21 protein-coding genes are annotated in these 23,063 nt (G+C 74.6%); 14 read left to right on the forward strand and 7 right to left on the reverse strand.

The window, feature by feature from the left end:
• Positions 1-71: 71 nt before the first annotated feature.
• Positions 72-1,142 (reverse strand): histidinol-phosphate transaminase, encoded by a 1,071-nt coding sequence (gene hisC, locus ACW14Y_RS21015; RefSeq protein WP_327073744.1) that lies wholly within the window; start codon positions 1,140-1,142, stop codon positions 72-74.
• 333 nt (positions 1,143-1,475) lie between these two features.
• Here hisC and ACW14Y_RS21020 point away from each other — a divergent pair, with 333 nt between their 5' ends.
• The 3 genes from ACW14Y_RS21020 to ACW14Y_RS21030 all read left to right on the forward strand — a co-directional run bounded on the left by ACW14Y_RS21020 (position 1,476) and on the right by ACW14Y_RS21030 (position 5,049).
• Positions 1,476-2,633: a LacI family DNA-binding transcriptional regulator gene (locus ACW14Y_RS21020; RefSeq protein ID WP_078879728.1), complete on the forward strand. Its 1,158-nt coding sequence runs from the start codon at positions 1,476-1,478 to the stop codon at positions 2,631-2,633.
• 148 nt (positions 2,634-2,781) lie between these two features.
• Positions 2,782-3,999, forward strand: coding sequence for a metallophosphoesterase (locus ACW14Y_RS21025; RefSeq protein ID WP_380312079.1), 1,218 nt, complete (start codon positions 2,782-2,784; stop codon positions 3,997-3,999).
• 366 nt (positions 4,000-4,365) lie between these two features.
• Entirely contained in the window at positions 4,366-5,049 is a 684-nt protein-coding gene (locus ACW14Y_RS21030; RefSeq protein ID WP_380388427.1) for a hypothetical protein, read from the forward strand.
• A gap of 9 nt (positions 5,050-5,058) precedes the next feature.
• On the opposite strand, the gene ACW14Y_RS21035 is transcribed toward ACW14Y_RS21030, so the two are convergent.
• Positions 5,059-6,012, reverse strand: a complete 954-nt coding sequence (locus tag ACW14Y_RS21035; RefSeq protein WP_456982914.1) for a LysR family transcriptional regulator — start codon at positions 6,010-6,012, stop codon at positions 5,059-5,061.
• Between the two features lie 124 nt (positions 6,013-6,136).
• Here ACW14Y_RS21035 and ACW14Y_RS21040 point away from each other — a divergent pair, with 124 nt between their 5' ends.
• Both ACW14Y_RS21040 and ACW14Y_RS21045 read left to right on the forward strand, forming a co-directional pair.
• On the forward strand, positions 6,137-6,529 hold the full coding sequence (locus tag ACW14Y_RS21040) for a VOC family protein (protein WP_380388431.1): 393 nt from the start codon (positions 6,137-6,139) through the stop codon (positions 6,527-6,529).
• A 268-nt stretch (positions 6,530-6,797) separates the two neighbouring features.
• Positions 6,798-8,255: an LPXTG cell wall anchor domain-containing protein gene (locus ACW14Y_RS21045; RefSeq protein WP_380312071.1), complete on the forward strand. Its 1,458-nt coding sequence runs from the start codon at positions 6,798-6,800 to the stop codon at positions 8,253-8,255.
• A gap of 132 nt (positions 8,256-8,387) precedes the next feature.
• Here ACW14Y_RS21045 and thiC read toward each other — a convergent pair whose 3' ends face one another.
• On the reverse strand, positions 8,388-10,160 hold the full coding sequence (gene thiC, locus ACW14Y_RS21050; RefSeq protein WP_380390414.1) for a phosphomethylpyrimidine synthase ThiC: 1,773 nt from the start codon (positions 10,158-10,160) through the stop codon (positions 8,388-8,390).
• A 366-nt stretch (positions 10,161-10,526) separates the two neighbouring features.
• Between thiC and ACW14Y_RS21055 the strand changes: the two genes are divergently transcribed.
• The 7 genes from ACW14Y_RS21055 (at position 10,527) to ACW14Y_RS21085 (ending at position 18,245) form a co-directional block, all read left to right on the forward strand.
• The gene (locus ACW14Y_RS21055; RefSeq protein ID WP_266270557.1) at positions 10,527-10,733 is read left to right on the forward strand and encodes a hypothetical protein; all 207 of its coding nucleotides are present in this window, start codon (positions 10,527-10,529) and stop codon (positions 10,731-10,733) included.
• A gap of 227 nt (positions 10,734-10,960) precedes the next feature.
• Complete coding sequence (locus tag ACW14Y_RS21060; RefSeq protein WP_380390378.1) at positions 10,961-12,502, forward strand: SPFH domain-containing protein; 1,542 nt, start codon at positions 10,961-10,963, stop codon at positions 12,500-12,502.
• An 80-nt stretch (positions 12,503-12,582) separates the two neighbouring features.
• Positions 12,583-13,596, forward strand: coding sequence for a 3-oxoacyl-ACP synthase III family protein (locus ACW14Y_RS21065; RefSeq protein ID WP_380308297.1), 1,014 nt, complete (start codon positions 12,583-12,585; stop codon positions 13,594-13,596).
• On the forward strand, positions 13,593-14,333 hold the full coding sequence (locus ACW14Y_RS21070; RefSeq protein ID WP_380308295.1) for a glycosyltransferase family A protein: 741 nt from the start codon (positions 13,593-13,595) through the stop codon (positions 14,331-14,333). Before ACW14Y_RS21065 ends, ACW14Y_RS21070 begins: the two co-directional genes overlap by 4 nt.
• A gap of 302 nt (positions 14,334-14,635) precedes the next feature.
• Positions 14,636-16,123 (forward strand): class I adenylate-forming enzyme family protein, encoded by a 1,488-nt coding sequence (locus ACW14Y_RS21075; protein WP_380437758.1) that lies wholly within the window; start codon positions 14,636-14,638, stop codon positions 16,121-16,123.
• Complete coding sequence (locus ACW14Y_RS21080; RefSeq protein ID WP_456982919.1) at positions 16,120-17,316, forward strand: cytochrome P450; 1,197 nt, start codon at positions 16,120-16,122, stop codon at positions 17,314-17,316. The genes ACW14Y_RS21075 and ACW14Y_RS21080 overlap by 4 nt, the downstream gene beginning before the upstream one ends.
• Entirely contained in the window at positions 17,307-18,245 is a 939-nt protein-coding gene (locus ACW14Y_RS21085) for an NAD-dependent epimerase/dehydratase family protein (RefSeq protein WP_380390388.1), read from the forward strand. Before ACW14Y_RS21080 ends, ACW14Y_RS21085 begins: the two co-directional genes overlap by 10 nt.
• 57 nt (positions 18,246-18,302) lie before the next feature.
• Here ACW14Y_RS21085 and ACW14Y_RS21090 read toward each other — a convergent pair whose 3' ends face one another.
• From ACW14Y_RS21090 to ACW14Y_RS21100, 3 genes are all read right to left on the reverse strand, one after another.
• Positions 18,303-18,503 (reverse strand): DUF5326 family protein, encoded by a 201-nt coding sequence (locus ACW14Y_RS21090; RefSeq protein WP_030305494.1) that lies wholly within the window; start codon positions 18,501-18,503, stop codon positions 18,303-18,305.
• Between the two features lie 227 nt (positions 18,504-18,730).
• Complete coding sequence (gene tenA, locus ACW14Y_RS21095) at positions 18,731-19,399, reverse strand: thiaminase II (RefSeq protein WP_380308284.1); 669 nt, start codon at positions 19,397-19,399, stop codon at positions 18,731-18,733.
• A gap of 79 nt (positions 19,400-19,478) precedes the next feature.
• Complete coding sequence (locus ACW14Y_RS21100; protein WP_380390390.1) at positions 19,479-19,796, reverse strand: cupin domain-containing protein; 318 nt, start codon at positions 19,794-19,796, stop codon at positions 19,479-19,481.
• Between the two features lie 103 nt (positions 19,797-19,899).
• Here ACW14Y_RS21100 and ACW14Y_RS21105 point away from each other — a divergent pair, with 103 nt between their 5' ends.
• Entirely contained in the window at positions 19,900-20,274 is a 375-nt protein-coding gene (locus ACW14Y_RS21105) for a phage holin family protein (RefSeq protein WP_456982922.1), read from the forward strand.
• Positions 20,275-20,454: 180 nt separating this feature from the next.
• A complete protein-coding gene (locus ACW14Y_RS21110; RefSeq protein ID WP_380308282.1) occupies positions 20,455-20,982 on the forward strand; it encodes an NUDIX domain-containing protein in 528 nt (175 codons plus the stop codon).
• Between the two features lie 44 nt (positions 20,983-21,026).
• Here ACW14Y_RS21110 and ACW14Y_RS21115 read toward each other — a convergent pair whose 3' ends face one another.
• Entirely contained in the window at positions 21,027-22,895 is a 1,869-nt protein-coding gene (locus tag ACW14Y_RS21115; RefSeq protein ID WP_456982924.1) for a globin domain-containing protein, read from the reverse strand.
• Between the last annotated feature and the right edge of the window lie 168 nt (positions 22,896-23,063).

Consider the following 23,063-nt stretch of genomic DNA (forward strand, 5'->3'; position numbering starts at 1 on the left):
CGGCGGAGCGGGCGGCCGGTCCGGAACCGGGCCGCCCCGCTCCGCCGCGGGGCCGGACTGCGCGCGGGGGCCTACAGCTCCTTGCGGAACGCCTCCGCCACCGAGAGGAAGATCGAGTTGCCCTCGACCTCGCCGATCGAGATCCGCACGCCCTCCGGGAACGGCCGGACGATCACCCCGGCGGCCGCGCACGCGGCCGCGAAGTCCTGCGAGCGCTCGCCCAGCTCCAGCCAGACGAAGTTGGCCTGCGAGTCCGGGATCTCCCAGCCCTGGGCCCGCAGCCCGGCCACCACCCGGGTCCGCTCCTCGACCAGCGCGTCCACCCGGACCATCAGCGCGGCCTCGGCCCGCAGCGAGGCGACGGCCGCGTCCTGGGCGATCTGGACGACACCGAACGGCACCGCGGTCTTGCGCAGCGCGTTCGCGACCGGCTCGTGCGCGACCGCGAAGCCGACCCGCAGCCCGGCCAGGCCGTAGGCCTTGGAGAAGGTGCGCAGCACGCAGACGTTCGGGCGGTCCCGGTACAGGTCGAGGCCGTTGGGCACCTCGGGGTCGCGGATGAACTCGATGTACGCCTCGTCGACGACGACCAGCACCTCGGCCGGGACGGCGTCCAGGAAGCGCTCCAGCTCGGCGCGGTGGATCACGTTGCCGGTGGGGTTGTTGGGGTTGCAGACGAAGATCAGCCTGGTCCGCTCGGTGATCGCGGCCAGCATCGCGTCCAGGTCGTGGTCGCCGCCGGCGGTCAGCGGCACCGGGACCGGGGTCGCGCCGGCGACCTGGGTGATGATCGGGTAGGCCTCGAAGGAGCGCCAGGCGAACATCACCTCGTCGCCCGGGCCCGCCGTGGCCAGGATCAGCGACTGGGCGACGCCGACCGAGCCGGTGCCGGTGGCGATGTGCTCGACCGGCACGTCGAAGTGCTTCGCCAGTTCGGCGGTCAGCCCGGTGACGGCCATGTCCGGGTAGCGGTTGAGGTTGCCGGCCGCGGCGACCGCCGCCTCCAGCACGCCCGGGAGCGGCTCGTACGGGTTCTCGTTGGACGACAGCTTGTAGGCGTCGGGGCCTGCCGGCTTGCCGGGCTTGTAGGTGGGAATGCCGTCCAGGCTCGGCCTGAGGCGGGGGCCCTGTGCTGCGGTCACGGTCGGTCTCCTTCTGTCTTTCCGCTGCGTTCGCCCGCCACGGTCGGGGTCACCGCCGTGCCCGGGCAGTCGGAACGCGTGCGGTTCCACCCCGGTCGGGTGCCCTGAACGATACCGATCGCACTCACCCGTAGGGGTGAGATGCCCGGTCGGTTTACAGACGCGGATCAGCCATTCTGCTGGGTTCCTTTGGCACATGTCAGAGGTAAAGCAGCTGGTTTCGTACGGGGATCAAAGGGGCGCGCACGGGCTCACTCACGGAGAAACGTATCTCCACAGGCTCCCAATGCGCCGGTCACAGACCCTTGTCAGGAGCCATACGATCGGTCCGCCATGACAGCAGCAGCCAACCAGAGCGGTCGGCGGCCCACCACCTCACGGCGTCTGGAGCGGGCCGGCATCCGGGATGTGGCAGCAGCCGCCGGAGTGTCGATCACCACCGTCTCCGACGCGCTGAACGGGAAGGGCCGCCTGCCCGACGAGACCAGAAGCCGGGTGCGCGAAGTCGCCGAGCGCCTCGGATACCGCCCCTCGGCGGCGGCCCGCACCCTGCGCACCGGACGGTCCGGCCTGATCGGGCTGACCGTCACGACCTACGGCGAAGAGCCGTTCACCTTCACCGAGTTCGCCTACTTCGCCGAGATGGCCCGGGCCGCCACCAGTGCCGCCCTGGGACGCGGCTACGCCCTGGTGGTCCTGCCCGCCTCGTCCCGGCACGACGTCTGGGGCAACATCGCCCTGGACGGCACCGTGGTGATCGACCCGCCCGACCAGGACCCCCTGGTCAGCGAGCTGTACCGGTCCGGGGTCCCGGTCGTCAGCGACGGCAAGCCGGGGAACTGCCCGGTCACCGCCTGGGTCGACAACGACCACGAGGCCGCCGTGCTCGGCATCCTCGACCACCTCTCCGAGGCCGGCGCCCGCCGGATCGGCCTGCTCACCGGCACCAGCACCGACACCTACACCCGGCTCTCCACCGAGGCCTACCTCGGCTGGTGCGCCAAGGTCGGCCAGGAACCGGTCTACGAGACCTACCCCGCGCACGACCCGGCCGCCGGCGCCGTCGCCGCCGACCGGCTGCTCGCCCGCCCGGACCGTCCGGACGCCGTCTACGGCCTGTTCGACCCCAACGGCACCGACCTGCTCGCCGCCGCCCGCCGCTACGGCCTGCGGGTGCCGGACGACCTGCTGCTGGTCTGCTGCAGCGAGAGCGACGTCTACGCGACCACCGAGCCGCCCATCACCACCCTGTCGCTCAAGCCCCGGCGGATCGGCACCACCGTGGTGAACCTCCTGATCGACGCCATCGAGGGGGTGGACTCCGGCACCGGCGTGGACATCGCCCGGCTCTTCCCGCCGCGCTTCCGCACCGCCGGCACCGGCCCGCCGCCCGGCACCCTGATGCCGACCGAGCTCATCGTCCGCGCCTCCTCGCAACGACGGAGCCCGCGCACCACGGTCAGCCCGCCCCGCCCGCCGGGTGAGGTGTGACCCCCGGGACCGCACCCCAGCGGGCTGTGGTCCGGCCCATGCCGAGTCGGGACAAAACGGACCTGACGGACCGCCCGGCTGACGCTCCGGAGGATTGGATACCCACCAGGTGACGACGCCGGGAGAGTGGTCTTCCTATGATGGGCGAATGACACCCGAGGACCGCTTCCCCGGGCCTGAACACCCGGACTCAGGCCCACGCCACCAGCCGGACCTCGACGTGCTGCCGTACGGCACCTATTACGAACCGGACCCCAACGGCGGGTACTCCGCGACCGGCTACGAGGCCGAGACCTACAGCGGCTACGGCGGCGCCCGGTACCTCGAACAGCACTGGCCGGCCACCGGCCCCGAACAGGGCCACACCGTGCACGCCCAGAACGGTCCCCACGACCAGGCCGGTTACGAGCCCACCCTGCCGGACCACCCCTCCCCCGCCCACGGCGGCCACCCCGGCCCCGGACCGCAGAGCGACGACCCGCCGACCATCGAGCTCGGCCCCCCGCTCCCCGAACCCGGCCAGCCCTACCACCCGTACCCGGCCCCCGCCCCCGGCGAGCCGGTCGGCCCGCTCTACGTCGTCGGCGACGTGCACGGCTACCTCGACGAGCTCCGCACCGAGCTGCGCCACCAGGGCCTGATCGACGCCGACGGCCACTGGTCCGCCGGCCGGTCCCGGATCTGGTTCCTCGGCGACTTCACCGACCGGGGCCCGGACGGCATCGGCGTCATCGACCTGGTCATGCAGCTGGCCGCCGAGGCCGCGGCCGCCGGCGGCTACTGCCGGGCCCTGATGGGCAATCACGAACTGCTCTTCCTCGGCGCCGCCCGGTACGGCGACGAGCCCGTCCAGTCCACCGCGGGCACCGCCTCCTTCCTCGCCGCCTGGCGGCTCAACGGCGGACAGCAGAGCGACCTGGAGCGCCTGGAGGCGCACCACATCAGCTGGCTCTCCCGGCTCCCCGCGATCGCCCTGGAGGACGGCCACCTGCTGCTGCACTCCGACACCACCGCGTACCTCGAGTACGGCGAGTCCATCCCCGAGGTCAACGACGCCGTCCACGACCTGCTCGCGGACGAGGGCGTCGACGAGTGGTGGGACTGCTTCCGCCGGTTCACCAAGCGCTTCGCCTTCCGCGGCGACTCCGGCCCGACCGCCGTCCGCGAGCTGCTGGACACCTACGGCGGCGCGCGCGTCGTGCACGGCCACAGCCCGATCCCGTACCTCACCGGCGCGGTGCACGCCGACGACGGCATGCCGCCGCACGTCCCCGGCCCGTACGTCTACGCGGAGGACCTCGCCGTCGCCATGGACGGCGGGGTGACCATGGAGGGCCGGCTGCTGGTCTCCCGCCTGCCGATCTGAGGCGGCGGCACGCCGACCCCGGGGCCGGGCCGCACGCGGTCCGGCCCTTCCGCCGTCCCGGCACGCCCTCCGGCGCCCCCGGAGCACCCTCCGGCCCTTCGGAACGCCCTCCGGCTCCCCGGAACACCCTCCGCCCACGGTAGGTGACGGACCGTCGACCGAACGCGCGTTCCCGGCGCCCGGACGGTCGCGCACGCGCATCCAGGGGCGCGAAATTCCGGAAAGCCACTGTCGACCCGGCCGCACCCACCCCTACCATCGGGGGCACACCACACCCGGCCGCCCCACCGGCGGCCCGACTCCGCGCCCCCGCCCCGTGCCCGTATCGGGGCGGAGAGCGCGGGGGTCCGCACGAACGGGGTCCCCATGAACGACGCCCCGCACCTGCTCGCCGAGGACCGCCCGGACTTCGAGCGCCTCCTCGACGCGGCACTGCGCGACGACACCCTCCGCACCGTCCTGCGCGCGCCCGGCGCACCACCCCCCGACGACCTGCGCGCCCACGCGCTCGCCTCGGCCGACCGCGTCGCCGCCCCGGCGGCCACCGAGTACCAGCACTACCTGCGGCTGCGCGAGAACCTCCGCACCACCCCGCCCGCACCCGGCGAACCCGCCGCCCCCGGACTGCTCACCCAGCTGCGCTCGGAGAACGGCGGCGCCGGACTGCTCCCGGTCCTCACCGTCCTCACCCCGATCCTCGCCTGGACGGCCGCCCTGGTCCTGCTGCTGCTCGGCTACGCGCTGCGGGCCGCCTCCCCGGACAGCGCCCTGGCCCGCTCGCTGCTCACCGCCGGGTGGCTCGCCCTCGCGGCCGGGGTGGCCGCGATGGCGGTCGGCATCGTCGGGCTGATCCTCACCGCCCTGCGCGACGGCTCGGCCCCGCCGACCGTCCCGTTCCCGCCGGGCACCGACCCCGAGCTCGCGGCCGAGCTCGACGACGCCCGCCGCGACTGGCAGCGCGCCCTGCGCGAGCGGGCGCTCGTCCCCCACCTCACCGCCGCCGCCCGGGCGGGCAGCGCCCCGGCCCTCACCGGGCCCGACGACAGCTGACCGGCGCCGCTAGGTCCTCTCTTTCGGATCACGCCAGGCGGCCGCCCCCGGGTCGGCCACCGAGCCGACCGCCACCGAGCCGGCCGCCACCGAGTCCGCCGCCGCCCGGACGAACGCGCGGATCCGCTCGGTGGTGTTCCCCTCCCGCCAGACCGGACCGCGCTCGATCGGCGGAGCGTCCTCGATCGGCACATAGGCGAGGTCCGGACGCGGGTGGTACCGCAGCGAGAGCTCGCCGACCGGCAGCACGCCCCGGCCCAGCGCGACCAGCGTCAGCATCTCCGAGAAGGTCGCGCCGACCGGGCCGGGCGCCACCGGCCGCCCCGACGGGGTCCGGTCCGGTGTGCGGTCCCGCTTGAAGGCCGCCGAGGTCACGGCCGGGTACTGCACCACCGGGTGGTCGCCCAGCACCTCCAGCGACACCGAGGCGGCCCCCGCCAGCGGGTGCCCGGCCGCGACCGCGAGCACCCGGCGCTCGGTCATCAGCACCGGGCCGTTCGCCATGCCGTCGAACGGGAAGGCGGCGATCAGCACGTCCACCGAACCGTCCAGCAGGCTGGACCGGGTGTTGGCCAGCTGGGCCTCGCGGACGTCCACCCGGCAGTCCGGGTGCCGCTCGTTGAACAGCGCGACCGCCCGCAGCAGCACCGGCGCCGTCCCCTCGCCGAGGAACGCCACCCGCAGCTCACCGGCGACACCCCGGTTCGCCTCGGCCGCCCGGCGCACCGCCGCCGCGATGCCCTCCACCAGCGGCGCCAGCTCCTCCGCCAGCCGCAGGCCCACCGGGGTGATCCGCACCGACCGGCTGGTTCGCTCGAACAGCGCACCCCCGAGCCGCCGTTCGAGCTGCCGCAGCACCTGGCTCACCCGGCCGGTGCTGAGCCGCAGGCGTTCGGCGGCCCGGCCGAAGTGCAGCTCCTCCGCGAGTGTCAGGAAGACCTCGATCTCCACCCGTTCCAGCACTGTCCGCCCCCTCCACCGTTTACTCCGGCTCAATGATCGTTGACCGATGCCGTCTTGATGGCACCGGCCGCCTGGCGGATCGTGGAACACGTCACCGGCAGCACCCCTCCCGACTGGAGCCACCATGACCGCCATCCGTGTGAAGGCCTTCGACCACCTCGTGCTCAACGTCCGCGACATCGAACGCTCGCTGGAGTTCTACGGCGGCCTGCTCGGCCTGGAGCCGGTCCGGGTCGACGAGTGGCGCGCCGGCAAGGTCTCCTTCCCGTCCCTCCGGGTCACCCCCGAGACGATCATCGACCTGATGTCCCGCCCGCGCGGCGAGTCCAACGTCGACCACATCTGTCTCACCGTCGACCCCCTCGACTGGCAGCAGGTCATCGACAGCGGCGTCTTCAAGGTCCTGGAGGGCCCCGTCCCCCGCTACGGCGCCCGGGGCAGCGCCACCTCCGTCTACGTCCAGGACCCGGACGGCAACACGGTCGAACTCCGCTGGTACCCCCAGGACGCCGCCTGACCTCCGGGCCCCGGACCGCCGGTCGGCGAGGCCCGGCGGTCCGGGCCCAACGATCGTGGGGGCAAAGGGTCTTGAGTACCGGTACGACCCACCCCCGGGCGTCGGCGGAACCGTCCGGCGCCCCGTTACACAGCGGTGACCGTCACACGATGGTGAGTGGACGAATCTTCTGAGAGGATCTCCGCATCGCAGCTGCGGTACCCGCGAGAACGCGGTGGAGGAACCGTCGAACAGCTGCTGGTCATCAGTCCTCTGGGGGATCTCACTCATGCTGGCGCACTCGCCGACCCGCCGTTCCCGTCTGCTCGCCGCCACCACGCTGATAGCCGCCACCGGCGTCACCGTGCTCGCCCCGGCCGCGGCCTTCGCCGACACCGCACCGACTGCCGGCCCCACGCCGGCGGCCGTCGCCCCGGCCGCGGCCGCGCCGACCGCGAAGGCCGACGAGAACGCCGCCAAGCCCCTGGCCGCCACCCTGGAGACGGCTCCGGGACAGGCCCCGATCACTCGCGGCGGCGAGGGCGCGACCATGAAGCTGACCGTCACCAACAACTCCGACCAGGAGCAGCAGTACCACCCGGCGATCTCCGTCACCCCCCTGGGCACCGCCCCGTCCAGCTGGAGTTGGATCGAGTTCACCGCGAAGGAGATCTCGGGCGCGGAGGCGAGCTACGGCATCCGGACCTTCGGGACCGACGGCTTCGCCGGCTACGTCCTGCCCAAGAACGGCATGATGTCCAGGACCTTCACCGTCCCGGCCCGTACGACCTACAGCTGGTCGGTCACCGTCCAGGTCCGGGCCGCCCTGCCCGTGGACAACACCGCCGTGAAGCTCACGCTGCTGAACGACCGGGACAACAGCACCAACAGCGCGCCGATCGACCTGGCGGTCGCCGCCCCCACCGAGGCCCTGTTCCAGCACTTCAGCCCCTCCGACGGCACCATCAAGTTCGACCAGCCGTGGGAGACCGACCTCTCCCTGCTCAACAACGGTGCCGCCACCGCCTCGCCGATCACCCCCACGCTGCGGTACCCCGTGACCGGCGCCGACCTCAAGCTGGACCTGCAGCAGCCGAACGGCACCTGGACGACGGTCGCGGGCTCGAACAACACCTGGCAGCTGCCGCCGGTGATCGCCGGTATCGGCAAGGGCGAGAGCTACCACTACCGGCTCCGGTTCTCGCTCGACAGCCTCACCGGGACCGGGATGTTCTTCTCCGGCTGGCTCAGCCTCCTGCCGAACACCGACCAGGGCCCGATCGACGTCGCCGAGGGCGCGCTGGTGAAGGTGGACGGCTACCGCGCCACGCCGACCCCCCGGCCCGAGCCGACGCCGACCGCGACCACCCCGGCCCCGACCACCACGCCGACCGACACCCCGAGCACCGCCCCCACCGGGACCCCGACCACCACGCCGACCACCGCGCCGACCACCCCCCGGCCCGACGCGACCACGACGGCCGCCGCCCCGGTCACCGTCCCGACCACGACGCCGAGCGCGACCGCCGGCGCCAAGGTCGTCGCGGCGGGGTACAACTCCGGGAACCGGGCCGGCACCACGACCACCACCACGGCCACCGGCACCACCGGCGCGACCGGCACCACGCTGGCCTCGACCGGGGCCGGCGACTCCGTCGCCATGGTCGGCACCGCCGGCGCCCTGGTGCTGCTCGGCTCCGGCGCGGTCCTCTACGCCAAGCGCCGCCGCACCCGGCCCCAGGGCTGACCCGGCACGCCGGTGCCCCCGGACGGCCGAGGCCGTCCGGGGGCACCGGCGCTTTCCGGGCTCGGACCACGGCGGGGCCGACCCGCGGCCCCCACGGGTCGCGGGGCGGCCCCGCCGTTCCGGTGGACCCGCTCAGTCCGCCAGCGGCAGGTACACCCGGTTGCCCTGGGCGGCGAACTCCGCCGACTTCTCGGCCATCCCGGCGAGCGCGTCGGCCGCGTAGCCGGACTCGACGGCGGTCGAGCCGTCGCCGTGCTCCTCGCGGATCTTCTGCGAGATCTTCATCGAGCAGAACTTCGGACCGCACATGGAACAGAAGTGGGCGGTCTTGGCGGGCTCGGCCGGCAGGGTCTCGTCGTGGAACTCGCGGGCCGTCTCCGGGTCGAGGGCCAGGTTGAACTGGTCCTCCCAGCGGAACTCGAAGCGCGCGTCGGAGAGCGCGTCGTCCCACTCCTGGGCACCGGGGTGGCCCTTGGCCAGGTCGGCGGCGTGGGCGGCGATCTTGTAGGTGATGACGCCGGTCTTCACGTCGTCCCGGTTGGGCAGCCCCAGGTGCTCCTTGGGCGTGACGTAGCAGAGCATCGCGGTGCCCCACCAGGCGATCATCGCGGCGCCGATGCCCGAGGTGATGTGGTCGTAGCCGGGCGCCACATCGGTGGTGAGCGGGCCCAGGGTGTAGAACGGGGCCTCGTCGCAGATCTCCTTCTGGAGATCCATGTTCTCCTTGATCTTGTGCATCGGGACGTGGCCCGGGCCCTCGATCATCACCTGGACGTCCTTGGCGCGGGCGATCCGGCCCAGCTCACCCAGGGTCTGCAGCTCGGCGAACTGCGCCTCGTCGTTGGCGTCCGCGATCGAGCCGGGGCGCAGGCCGTCACCCAGCGAGAAGGTGACGTCGTAGCGCGCGAGGATGTCGCAGAGCTCCTCGAAGTTGGTGTAGAGGAAGTTCTCCCGGTGGTGCGCCAGGCACCAGGCCGCCATGATCGAGCCGCCGCGCGAGACGATGCCGGTCTTGCGACGGGCCGTCATCGGCACGTAGCGCAGCAGCACGCCCGCGTGCACGGTCATGTAGTCGACGCCCTGCTCGCACTGCTCGATGATCGTGTCCCGGTAGACCTCCCAGCTGAGCTCCTCGGCCCGGCCGTCGACCTTCTCCAGCGCCTGGTAGAGCGGCACGGTGCCGATCGGCACGGGGGAGTTGCGCAGGATCCACTCGCGGGTGGTGTGGATGTTGCGGCCGGTGGAGAGGTCCATGACGGTGTCGGCGCCCCAACGGGTGGCCCAGGTCATCTTCTCCACCTCCTCCTCGATCGAGGAGGTGACCGCGGAGTTGCCGATGTTGGCGTTGATCTTCACCAGGAAGTTGGTGCCGATGATCGCCGGCTCGACCTCGGGGTGGTTCACATTGACCGGGATGACGGCGCGGCCGCGGGCCACCTCGTCCCGCACGTACTCGGGCGCCAGGCCCTCGCGCAGGGCGACGAACTCCATCTCGGGGGTCACGATGCCGCGCTTGGCGTAGCCGAGCTGGGTGACCGCGGCGTCGCCCCGGCCGCGCAGCGGACGGCGCGGGCGGCCGGGGAACACGGCGTCGAGGTTGCGGAGGTTCCCGCCGCGCGGCGAGGTGTGCTTGATGCCGTCGTCCTCGGGACGCGCCTCGCGGCCGTCGTACTCCTCGACGTCGCCGCGCTGGCGGATCCAGGCGTCCCGCAGCGCGGGCAGTCCGCGCCGGACGTCGGGCTCGTAGGCCGGGTCGGTGTACGGCCCGGAGGTGTCGTACAGCGGGACGGTCTTCTCGTTGGTCAGCACGACCTCGCGGTACGGCACGCGCAGGTCGGGACGGGACCCCTCGCGGTAGGCCTTGCGCCAGGCGGGGGTGGGGTAGCCGGTGCCGGCGCTGGTCACGGCGCCGTGCCCGGACGGCGGCTGGGCGGACGGCGACTGGGCAGACTGCGGCTGTGCCTCAAAGGTGGTCAACGGACCTTCAACTCCCTACGCCGGCATTACCCGGTCAGGTTCCTGCGGTCGACGCAGCCTCCGGTCCGTCGTCCGACGTCCCGTTCAGCGCCCTCTCAGCCCGGTGCTCCGAGCTCCCGCGTCCGCAGGCGGTGTTGCCCGCGCATGACGTCCAACACCGTAGCGAGCCGACCGCCGGAGGTCCAGAGGGGGTCCCCGCGGGAGAACGGCGAGGTCCGGCGGGTGAACGGTGGGGCACGGAGGCCCTCCGCCGGGCAGACTGGCCTCGGAGCTGACGAGTCGAGGGAGGCCGGCGTGATCGGGAGCACGGGGCGGGTCACCGGAGCGGTGGGTGCCGGGCTGGTCGGCGAGGTGATGGTGCACGTCCCGGAACGGCGGGGCGCCGAGGCGTTCCTCGCCTACCTGGCCGTCCCCGGGGACCGGCTGGTGGTGGGGACGCCGGTGGTGGTGATCGAGTACCAGCCGCCACGGACCGTCTACGTCGCGCCGCTCGGGCCCTGAGGCCCGGCCCGGCGGGGTCCGAGGGCCGGACCGGCGGGGTCCGGGGCCCGGCCCGGCGGGTCCACCCGTCGGGTCCCCGCCGCCCGGCGCGCCGGTCCGTGACGATCCGCGGACCCTCCCGTGACGACCTTGTGACGGTGTGTCATGTCACTTCCCTTTCCCCGCGACCGACCCGGGCGGACAATCCATTTCGGCGCATCTCCTGCGCCAGAAGGGGGAGTTGAACCATGGGATTCGTCATCGCCGGGGCGGTCGCCGCGGCCGTGGTGGTCATGATCACGCTCTTCAAGCTGATGTGGCGGGTGGCCGAGCCGAACGAGGCACTGATCATCTCCGGTTCCCGCCACCGCACCGAGGGGGTCGGTGACGGGCTGGGCTTCCGGATCGTCACCGGCCGGGGGACCCTCGTCACGCCCGGCCTGCAGGGCGTCCGGCGGCTCTCGCTGGACCTCAACGAGGCCGAACTGAACGTCGAGTGCGTCACCACGCAGGGCATCCCGGTCCGGGTCAAGGGCGTGGTCATCTTCAAGGTCGGCGACGACGACGTCTCCATCGCCAACGCCGCCCGCCGCTTCCTCGACCAGCAGAAACTGATCAGCCAGCGCGTCCACAACGTCTTCGCCGGACACCTGCGGTCGATCGTCGGCGGACTCACCGTCGAGGACATGATCCGCGACCGCGAGCGGCTCACCGGCGAGACCAGGGCCGCCTCCGGACTGGAGATGGAGAAGCTCGGGCTGATCATCGACACCCTGCAGATCCAGGAGATCATCGACCCGACCGGCTACATCAAGAACCTCGCCATCCCGCACGCCGCCGCCGTCCAGCGGGACGCCAGGATCGCCCAGGCGGCGGCCGACCGGGTCGCCACCGAGGCCGAGCAGGAGGCGGCCGCCCGCAAGGCCGAGGCCACCCGCAACAGCGAGATCCAACAGGCCTCCTACCAGGCCGAGATGGACACCGCGACGGCCCGCGCCCGACAGGCCGGACCGCTCGCCGACGCCGCCTCCCGGCAGGAGGTGGTGGTCCAGGAGACCCGGGTCGCCGAACTGGAGGCGCGGCGCAAGGAGCAGCAGCTCCAGATCGACGTGCGCAAGCCCGCCGACGCCCGCGCCTACGACACCCGCACCAGCGCCGAGGCTGCCCGTGACGCCCGGATCTCCGCCGCCCAGGCGCAGGCCCAGGAGACCGAGCTGGCGGCCGCCGCCGAGGCCGGCCGGGTCCGGATCGCCGCCGAGGCGGACGCCGATGCCACCAGGGCGCGCGGTCTCGCCCAGGCCGAGGCGACCACGGCCACCGGACGGGCGGAGGCCGCCTCGATCGAGGCCCGCGGCCTGGCCGACGCCGCCTCCGCCCGAGCGGTCGCGCTGGCCAGGGCCGAGGGCATCAAGGCCCGGGCCGCCGCCCTCGCCGAGAACCAGGAGGCGGTGGTGGCCCAGGAGTTGGCCGAGCAGTGGCCGCAGATCGTGCGGGCCGCGGCCGAGTCCTTCGGCAATGTGGAGCACATGGTGCTGCTCAACGGCGCCGACGGGATGGGCGAGCTCTTCGCCAAGGCGCTCGCGATGGGCGGCACCGGGCTCGGGCTGGCCCGGCAGTTGCTGTCCACCGTCGGGGCGGACGGCGCTTCCGGCGCCGCCGCTCCCGCGGCCGGTGCGCCCGTTGCCGCGGCGACGGTCTCCGTCCCGGTACCGGTGGACGCCGTGCCGGCCGGCTTCCTCCCCCGCGACGGCGCCGACCGCCGCGAGGACGAGGAGCCCGAGCGGGACTGACCCGGTCCGAGTAGCCCGGCGGCGCCCGCCTGAGTACCCGTACTCAGGCGGGCGCCGCCCGTCCGCCGCACGATGGGGCCATGCACCCAGCAGCCACCGCGCGGATCGGCATCACCGCCGTCGGATCCCAGCTCCCCGCCCGCCGACTGACCTCCCGGCAGCTCCAGGACGAGATCACCGCCGGCGGCCGGCTGCGCCTGCCGGAGCGGACCTTCGAGAAGGCCACCGGCATCGTCACCCGGCACTTCGCGGCCGACGGCGAGTACGCCTCCACCCTCGCCCTCGGCGCCGCCCGGCGCGCCCTGGACAGCCGCGGCCTGGACCCGCTGGACATCGACCTGCTGCTGTTCGCCTCGGCCACCCGGGACGTCGCCGAACCCGCCACCGCGCATCTGGTGCAGTCCGAACTCGGCTCGCGCGCCCACGCCCTGGACGTCAGCAATGCCTGCAACAGCTTCCTCAACGGGATCGACCTGGCCCGCTCGATGATCCTGGCCGGCCGGGCCCGGCGGGCCCTGGTGGTCACCGGCGAGACACCCAGCCGGGCGATGCGGCGGGACCCCGGCGGGGCGGCGGAGTTCCGCGAGGGCTTCGCCGGCTACACCTTCGGCGACGCGGGCGCCGCCGTCGTGGTGGAGGCGGTGGAGCGCGGCGGCATCCTCGACGTGGAGACCGAGACCGCCTCCGAGCACTGGGGGACCGGCGGCATCCCCGGCGGCGGCTCGCGCCACCCGCGCGGTGACGAGTACAGCTACTTCCGCGGCGGCGGCACCGAGTTGCGCGGCGTCTTCGAGAAGATCGGCCTGGACATCCTGACCCGGGTGGCCGCCCGCACCGGCCTCGGCTGGCAGGACTACGCCCGGGTGCTGGTGCACCAGGTGACCGTCCCCTATCTGGAGCGCTTCGTGGAGGCCACCGGGGTGCCGGAGGAGAAGCTGGTGGTGACGGTGCCCGAGCTCGGCAATGTCGCCAGCGCCACGATCGGGATCCAACTCGACCGAATACGCGAGGAGCTGGCACCGGGCGACAGAGTGCTGATGCTCGGCCTCGGCGGCGGTGTGAGCCTGATGACGATGGTCTGGGAGGCGTCGTGACCGCGCTCTGGGTGGTCGTCCCCGCCTACCGGGAGGAGGCCAGGATCACCGCCACCCTGAACGCCCTCGCCGCCCAGCGGGACCGGGAGTTCACCCTGCTGGTCGCCGACAACGGCTCCACCGACGGCACCGTCGGGGCCGTCCGCGCCTTCGCCGCCCGGGCACCCTTCCCGGTCGAGGTGCTGGTCGAGCCGGAGAAGGGCGTCGGCTCGGCGGTCGACACCGCGTTCCGGCACGCCATCGCGCGCGGCGCCACCCTGCTCGCCCGCACCGACGCCGACTGCCTGCCCGACCCCGGCTGGACCGCCGCCGCCCGGGCCGCCCTGCTCGACGGCGGCGGACTCGTCTGCGGCCGGGTCACCGCCCGCCGGGACGAGCACGGACCGGCCGGGCGCGCCGTCTTCCTGGTCCTGGTCGCGCTGGGCTCGTTCTTCGGCCGGATCCGGCCCGCACACCGTCGGCGGCACGGCTACCTCACGCCGTACCGGATGCACGCGGGTAACAACATGGCGATCACCGCCGAGCTGTACCTGGCGGTCGGCGGCATGCCGCGCCGGCCCTCGCCCACCGACCGGCTGTTCATCAACCGCGTCCGCCGGCACACCACCGCGATCACCCGGCGCCGCGACATGGTGGTGCAGAACTCCACCCGCCGGATCCGCGCCTACGGGGTGGTCGGCACCGCCCGCTGGTACCTCGAACGCGGCGCCGGCACCCGCGCCGTCGACGTCCGGTGACTGCGGGCTGCGGGTTGCGGGCCGCGGGCCGCTTGCTGCTGACCGCTGCCACTTCCACGCCCACGTCCACACGCACCGCCACGCCCGCACGCACTGCCACTGCCACCGCCACCGCCACCGCCACCGCCACCGCCACCGCAGGGCACTTTGCAAAGTCCTGACGGGACTTTGCAAAGTGTCCCGAACCCCCTCGTTCCTGGCCTGGAGTGGACTTTGCAAAGTCTCAGCAGACTTTGCAAAGTCCCCGGACCACCGACCCACCGCCCCCAGGCCCCGGACCCACCGCACCCCGAGGACACCCCGTGCTCGACCGGCTCGCCCACGACCTGCGCACCCGGCACCCCGACCGCCCCGCCGTCCTGGCCCACACCCGGCTCGGCGGCACCCGCGTCCGGATCCGCCGGGGCGAACTCGCCGCCCTCGCCGACACCTACGCCGTCGCCCTGAACGCCCGCGGCCTCGGCGAGGACACCACCCTCGGCCTCGCCCTGCGCCCCGGCCCGCGCGCACTCGCCGTCATGCTCGCCGCACACCGGCTCGGCCTGCGGATCGCCGTCCTCGACCCGACCGCGGGCCCCGACGTCCTGGCCGCCCGGCTCGCGCTGGCCCGCCCGGACCTGGTCCTCGCCGACGCCGCCGCCCAGGCGGTGGCCGGCTGGGCCCGGCCGCTGGCCCGCCGCGCCGACCTCGCCCTGCCCCCACTGGAACTGCTCGGCCCGGTCGCCACCCTCGGCCGCCGGCTGCCCGGCTGCGCGCCCCGGCTGCGGGTCGGACGGTTCGGCGCGTCGGTGCCGAGCATCCCCGGCTCCGACGCACCCGCGCGCGACACGGACGCCGTCATCGTCTTCACCTCCGGCACCACCGCCCGCCCGCGCGCCGTGGTGCACTCCCGGGGCGGCCTGGCCACCGGTCTGCGCACCGTCGGCGAACTGGTCGACCCGCGCCCCGGCTCCGTCGTCCTGGGCGGCACCTTCTTCGTGCTCGTCCCCGCGCTGAGCGCCGGTGCCGCCGTCGCCCTGCCCGCCCGCGAACCGGCCGCGCTGGCCCGCCAGCTCGCCCGGCTCACCCCCGCCCACACCTACCTCACCCCGCCGCAGCTGCGCGCCGCGCTCGGCGCCGGAGCCCGGTTCACCGGCCGGGTCTGGACCGGCTCCGCACCCGCCGACGCCACCCTGCTCCGCCGGGTCAAGCAGGCCGGGGCGGAACAGGCCTGGGGCGTCTACGCGCTCACCGAACTGTTCCCGGCGGCCGCCGTCGAGGAGGCCGAGAAGAGCGCCTTCACCGGGCCCGGCGACCTGGTCGGCGCACCGCTGCCGGGCGTGCGCACCGCGCTCGCGCCGGACGGCGAACTGCTGCTCGGCGGCCCGGGCGCCCGGCACCGCTACCTCGGCGAGGAGCCCGACCCCTGGGTGCGGACCGGCGACCTCGCCACGCTCGACCCGGACGGCCGGATCGTGCTCGGCGGGCGACTCAAGGACATGGTGCTGCGCCGCGCCGAGAACATCTATCCCGGCCTCTACGAACCGTCCCTGCACCTGCCGGGCGTCGAACTCGCGGTGCTGGTCGGCGTCCCGGACGGGGACGGCGACGAACGGCTGGTCGCCCTGGTCCAGCCCTCGCCCGGCACCGACCCGCGACAGCTGCGCGCCGCGCTGGCCGGACCGCTGGCGCGGATGGGCTCGGCCCGCCCGGACGCGGTGCTGTTCGGCCGGGTGCCGCTGGCCGGGCGCTCCCGCAAGCCGGACCGCGCGGCGGCGTCCGCCCGGTGCGCCCGGGAGCTGGCCGGATGAGCGGGAACACGCGCGCGGCGGACCGCGCGACACCGGTACCGGCCGCGCACCGGGCCGCCCGCCGCCGGGACCGCCGGGTGTATCTGCGCAGCCACCCCCTGCTGTTCGCACTGCTCGCCGCCACCCGCCGCCGCCCGGTCGCCCGGCTCGGCCGGACCCTGCTGGTGCACGACGCCGAGGCCTACCGCACCGCGCTCACCCGGATCCCGCTGGACCGCACCGCCCCCGGCACCACCGGTGGGGCCGCCGCCGAACTCACCTCCGGCGGGCTGCTGTTCGACCAGGACGGTGCCGAACACCGTTCCGCCCGGCGGGCGTTGGCGGTCGAACTGGACGCCTCCGCCGTTGAGCGGCTCCGCCCGGCCTGGCAGGCGGTGCTCACCGCGCGGCTCCCCGAACTCGTCGACGGCGGCCTCGAACTCGTCTCCCTGGCAAGGGAGTTGGCCGGGGTCACGGCAGCAGCGCTGACCGGAACGGCGGCCTGCCCGGCGACCCTGGCCGGAGCCGCCGCCGAAGCCGCCGCGGCCGCCGCCCGCGACCATCTGCCCGGCCCCCGCCCGCCCGGCGCGGCCCGGACGGCCGCCGCCCGGGCCGCCGAACTCGCCGCGCTGCTGCCCGACCCCCGGGACGCCATGGTCGCGGTCGCCGCCGTCAACACCAGCGTCGCCGCGCTCCCCCGGGCCGCCGCCTGGTGCGCGGACGCCGGACTCTGGTCCTCGGCCGACGCCGCCGGAGCGCCCGCGCTGGCCGCCGAACTGCTCCGGCTCACCGCACCCTCCCCGCTGCTCCCCCGGGTGGCCGCCGCCGAGGCCGTGCTGGCCGGGCACCGGGTCCGGGCCGGGGACCGACTGGTCCTGGTCGCCCGGCACGCCGCCGGGGCGCACCGGCCCGCGCCCGCCCCCGGACCCGCCGCCACCCAGGCGGTGTTCGGCGCCGGGCCGCACGCCTGCCCCGGTGCCGGGGTGGCCCGCGCCCTGCTCGCCGAACTGCTGCTCGCGCTCGCGCCGTACCGGCCGGTGGTCGTCCGGGCCCGGGTCGACCGGCGGGCCGCGCTGCCCGGCTGGGCCGAACTCACCCTGCGCGCCACCCGAAGCCCCGAACAGCACCTCACCGGACCACACCCCGAAAAGCCACACCCCGCCGGACCACGAACCACCGAACCACGCCCCACCGAGGAGACCCGATGCGGATAGCCGTCACCGGCGCGAGCGGCTTCTGCGGCTCCCACGTCGTCCGGGCCGCCCTCGCCGCCGGCCACGAGGTGGCCTGCCACGGCCGCCGCCCCGGACCGGCCGGCCGCCACGTCCCCTGGGACGCCACCGCCGGGGAGCCCGACTTCACCGGCGCCGACGCGGTCGTGCACTGCGCCGCCGCCGTCGCCGACCTGCCCCGGGGCACCGGGGCCGAGGCCGAGGCCGCCCAGTACGCCGTCAACGTCGCCGGCACCGAGCGGCTGCTGCGGGCCGCCGGGGACCGCCCGCTGGTCTGGGTCTCCAGCGCCAGCGTCTACGACCCGAGGGCCGACCGGGGCTCCGTCGGGGAGGACCACCCCACCGAGGCCGGCCAGCTCAACGCGTACGGGCGCACCAAGGCCGCCGGTGAGCGGCTCGCCCTCGCCGCGGGCGCCGTGGTGCTGCGCCCGCGCGCGGTGTACGGGCCGGGCGACCCGCATCTGGTGCCGCGGCTGTTGGAGCGGGTCCGGCGGGGACGGCTGCTGCTGCCCGGCGGCGACGTGCGGCTCAGCCTCACCGCGGTGCAGAACCTCGCGGACGCCTGCCTGTCCGCGGTCGGGGCGGGCCGTACCGGCGACCGTCCGTGGACGCCGGTCGCCTACAACATCGCCGACGCCCGCCCGTACCGGCGCGACGAGGTGGTCCGCGCGGTGCTGGCCGCACACGGCGTGACCGCGCGGATCCACCATGTGCCGGCCCCGCTGGCCCGGCTGGCCGCCCGCACCGGGCGGCTCCCCGGCCTGACCCCGTACGCGGTGGACCAGCTCTCCCGCGACGTCGTGCTGGACCTCACCCGGGCCCGGACCCAGGGCTGGCGGCCGCACCGGGACCTCGACGCCTTCCTCCGCGAGACCGGGGGAGGCACCGTCCGTCCCGCGCCCCGCCCGTGAACGCCCGACGCCCGCGCCCCGGAGCGGGGGCGCGGGCGTCGGGACAGGTCCGGGGCGCTAGTTCCTTGCGGCCTTCTTGACCAGGATCACCACGGCGGCGGCGATACCGACCACCACCAGCGCCTTGACGGCGAAGGCCAGCAGCGCGCCGACCACACCGAAGACGAACATCAGCAGGTTCCACGCCAGGATCAGTACCAGTACCGGAACAACGATGTTCCGCACCCACGAGGGCAGCGACTTCCAGAGCTCAGCCATGTCCGTTCCTTCTCTCCCCTTGGGGTCGGCTGCCGTCCGGTGCCGCATCCCGCTCGCTTTCGTACTTCGATCGTACGGCGGCCGGAGGGACGGAACGAGGGCCAACGGCCCCGAGAGAACCCGGAGATCACCCCGACCCCGGACCCCGGGTGAACCCGGCCCCGACCTCGGGGAACGAGCCTCGACCCCGGCCCGCCCCTGCCTCGCGGACGCCCCCGTCACGGGCCTCAGACCGGCCAGGACTCCCGGCGCCAGGCGGCGTCCCAGAACATCCACTCGTACCGGGAGGTGGTGACGAAGTGCTCGACCACCCGGCGCCGCTCGGCGGGGGAGATCTCCTCGCCGAGCCGGTCGGTCAGCGCCAGCACCCGCCGCACCACCGACTGGAACGCCTCGTCGCCGTAGGTGGCGATCCACTTCGCGTAGAGCGGGTCGGGGGAGCCCTCGGCGAGCAGCCGCTCGCCGACCCGGGCGTAGATCCAGTAGCAGGGCAGCACGGCGCCGACGGCCTCCGCGAAGGAGCCGCCGTAGACCGTGGCGAGCAGGTAGCTGGTGTAGGCGCGGGTGGTCGGCAGCACCGGTTCGGCGGCGGCCTTCTCGGCGGTGTCGCCGAAGGCGTCGAGGAACTCGGCGTGCATCCCCTGCTCGGCAGCCAGCGCGCCGATCGCGTCGTCGGCGAAGGCCCGCACCTCCTCCTCGCCCGGGGCCCTGGCCGCGCAGACGGCCAGCGCACGGGCGTAGTCGCGCAGGTAGTGCGAGTCCTGCACGACGAAGTGGCGGAACGCCTCCCGCGGCAGGGTGCCGTCGGTGAGGCCGGAGATGAAGGGGTGGTCGAGGATCTCGGCGTAGACCGGCTCGATCGCCGCCCAGAGTTCTTCGGTCAGGCTCAGGCTCATGCCCCGACCCTAACCGGACGTCCGCCGCGCCCCCGGTCCAGTGCTCCGCGCTCCCGGTCCGGTCCTTCGCGCCCCCGGTTCAGTCCTCCGGCGGGGAGAACACCACCAGCACCCGCAGTTCCTCGGTGATGTGGTGGAAGCGGTGCGGGGTGCCGGCCGGCACGTAGACGACGGTGCCCCGGCCGACGGTGGCGGTCTCGTCCCCGACCGTCAGCTCGGCCCGGCCGCTGACGACCTGGTAGATCTCGTCCTGGGCGTGCGCGGTCTGGGTGTCGGTGTCGCCGGGGGCGAGCGCGTAGAGGCCGGCCGACATCCGCGGCTCCCGCAGGAAGCGCAGGTACGCGCCGTCGTTGGCGGCGCGCTCGGCGTCCAGCTGGTCCAGTCGGAACAGTTTCATCGGGGAGCACCCCTTCTCGTACGGACCTCGAACCACCGGCATTCAACACCACCGGGCCGCCCGGAGCGGCGTCACCCCTTGACCGACCTGGGACGCTGGCCCCATGAAGGGTTTCGTCATCAAGACACTGATCAACGCGGCGGCCATCTGGGTCGCCGCCTGGATCGTCCCCGCGATCACGCTCACCGGGGACGACTGGAAGCACAAGACGCTCACGGTGGTCGCCGTGGCGCTGGTCTTCGGCGTGGTCAACTGGCTGATCAAGCCGGTGGTGAAGTTGTTCTCCCTCCCCCTGTTCATCCTGACCCTCGGCCTGTTCACCTTCGTGGTGAACGCGTTGATGCTGTGGCTCACCTCGTGGACCTCGGACAAACTCGACCTCGACTTCCACGTCGACGGCTTCTGGGCCGCGCTGTTCGGCGCGCTGATCGTCAGCCTGGTCTCCTGGGGCCTGAGCCTCGCCCTCGACGAGGACTGAGCGCGAACGCCGCCGCCCCGCTCCGAACGCCGCCGCTCCGAACACCACCGCCCCGGACGGCCGTCGCCCCGCTCCGAACGCCGCCGCCCGCCCCGGACGGACGCAACCGGGGCGGGGCGCGTTTCGGCCGGGCCGGGCTGCGGGAGAATCCCGCACAACGCTCCAGCCCCGGAGGTCGCCGTGCGCACCCCGCCCCGCCCAGTCGTCAAGCGCACCGCCCGGGCGATCGTGCTGGAGACGGATCCGAACGACCCGTACGGACCGGCCTCGCTGGTCCTGATCAGGCGCACCCGCCCCGGCTCCCCGCACCCGTACTGGATCACGCCCGGCGGGGGTGTCGAGCGGAGCGACCGCAGCGTGGTCGAGGCCCTGCACCGCGAGGTGGACGAGGAGCTCGGCGGCAAGGTGGTCGACGTGGTCTCCGCCTTCGTGGACACCATCAGCCACACCCACCACGACGACGGCAGCCTGCTCCACCCGCACGGGGTCAAGGTGCAGCACTTCTTCGTCTGCCGGCTCGCCTCGATGGACCTCGACCGCCGGCACGGGCCCGAGGTGGAGGAGCCCAACGGCGACTACGAGGTGGTGCGGGTGCCGTTCACCCGCGAGGGCGTGACCTCGGTCAATGTGGTGCCGCCGGCCCTGCGGGCCTACCTCGCCGCCAACATCGAGGGTGTCCGCGCCCTGCTCGCCCCCGACCTCGTCTGACGGTCCGCGGCCCGACCGGGCGGCTCACGACGCCGTGGGGCGGCTCACGGCGCGGCCAGGTCGCCGACCAGGTCGTGCCGGATCCGCTCGGCCGGCAGCCCGGACCGCAGCAGCACCCCGCTCGTCCGCCGGACCATCGCGGGCGGCCCCGACAGGTAGGCCGTCCGTCCGGTCCACGGCCCGAACCGGGCCACCGCCTCCGGGAGTTCGCCCGCGAGCAGGCCCGCGGCGGCGGCCTCCGCCGTCCCGGCGCCGGGGCCGGAGAGCACCGCGCGCACGGTCAGCCAGCGGTGCCGTTCCGCCGCTTCCCGCAGCGCCGCCAGCTCGTAGAGCTCGGCGGGGGTCCGCGCGCCGTGGAACACCTCCACCGAGCGGCCCCCGCCGCGCCCGGCGACCTCCTCGACCAGGGCCCGCAGCGGCGCGATCCCGGTGCCCCCGCCCACCAGCAGCAGGTCGGCGTCGTCGGTGTCGTCCAGGGTCATCCCGCCGACCGCCGGGCCCAGCCGCAGCACGTCGCCGGGCGCGGCCCGGTGCACCAGGGCGTTGCTCACCCAGCCCGCCTGCACCGCCTTGACGTGGAAGGTCAGCAGACCGTCCGGCCGGGGCGCGGAGGCGAACGAGTAGTGCCGCCAGACCCGGGGCCACCAGGGCGTCTCCAGGCTGGTGTACTGCCCGGCGCGGTACGGGTACGCCTGGTCCGGGCGGACGGTGAGCACCGCGACGTCCGGGGTCCGGCGCTCGTGCGCCACCACCTCGCCCTGCCACCAGGGCGGCGAGGTGCGGGCGGCCTCCTCGGCGGCCTCGATCATGATCGAGGAGACCAGCCGGTACACCCGGCGCCACGCCAGCTCGGTCTCGGCGTTCCAGCGGCTGCCCGCGTACTTGGCCAGTGCCGCCACCAGGCATTCGCCGACCGGGCCGTAGTGGCCGGTCAGGGTGCCGTAGCGGCGGTGGCCCCGGCCCAGCGCGCCCAGGTGGGCGCGCAGCCCCTCCGGGTCGCCGGCGCTGCGGGCGGCCGTCAGCAGGGCGCGGAACAGCCGGTCGCGCTGGACGTCCATGGCGGCCGGGAAGAGCGCCCTGATCTCGGGGTGGCCGAGGAAGATCAGCGCGTAGAAGTGCGCGGTGGCCCGGTCCGCGACCGGCTCGACGACCGCCAGGCTGGTCCGGATCAGCTCGATGTCCCGGGCGGTGGGCGGCAGTTCGGCGGCGTCGCGGGGTTCCGTCGGCGCGGCGGGCGCCTGCGGCGCTTGCGCGACCGGTGAAGCGTCCTGCGAGGCGACCGGTGACGCGTCCGGTGACGCGTCCGGTGAAGCGGCCCCGCCGAGGGTGCGCAGCGCCCACGCGCGGGACCACTGGTCGCCGGGTCCGGCCCAGTTGAGACCGGGCGCGCTGGTGAACAGCGGCTCGATCGCGGGACCGCCGGTCACCGCCGCGGGCGGGGCCGGGGCCGGGACGGCGGGCGGTTCGACGGGCCGTGGGGGGACGACCGGCGGCGCCGGGGCCACCGGCCGGACGGACTGGACCGGCACCACGGGCAGGACGGGTTCCGTCGGGAGCATCGGCAGGACCGGCCCGGTCACGATCGGCGCGGGCGCCACCCACGGGGGCGCCACCGGCCCGGGCGCCGACGAGGAGGGCGCTCCCGGCCCGAGCACCACCGGCCCGGGCGCGACGGGCCCGAACACCGGCGGCAGGTCCGGCGGAACCGGCGGCGCGGCGGGCTCAGCGGCTGGCGCGACGCCCACGACCGCGTCCCTCGCCGCGTCCGTCACCGAGCCCGTCCCGGCCTCCGGCGCGATGCCCGGCAGGCCGTCCGGTACGACGCCCGGCGCCGCCTCCGGCAGGCCGGGCACGGCCGAGGCCGCCGCCGATCCGTGCCCGGTACGGACCAGGAGTGTTCTGCGGGACTTCACCGCAACGTTTCGAGTACCCAAGAGAATCGTTTCGCCTCCGGCCGGCCTACGCCACCACCTGGCTTGTCTCTGTTGACGCCCAGGAAGCGTGGCATGCCCGAAGTGCTCATCCGACAAATAGCGTGAAGCCCGGACACCCGCCCCCCGGACGCGCTACTCTCCCCGCCG

Source organism: Kitasatospora sp. cg17-2, assembly GCF_054031055.1.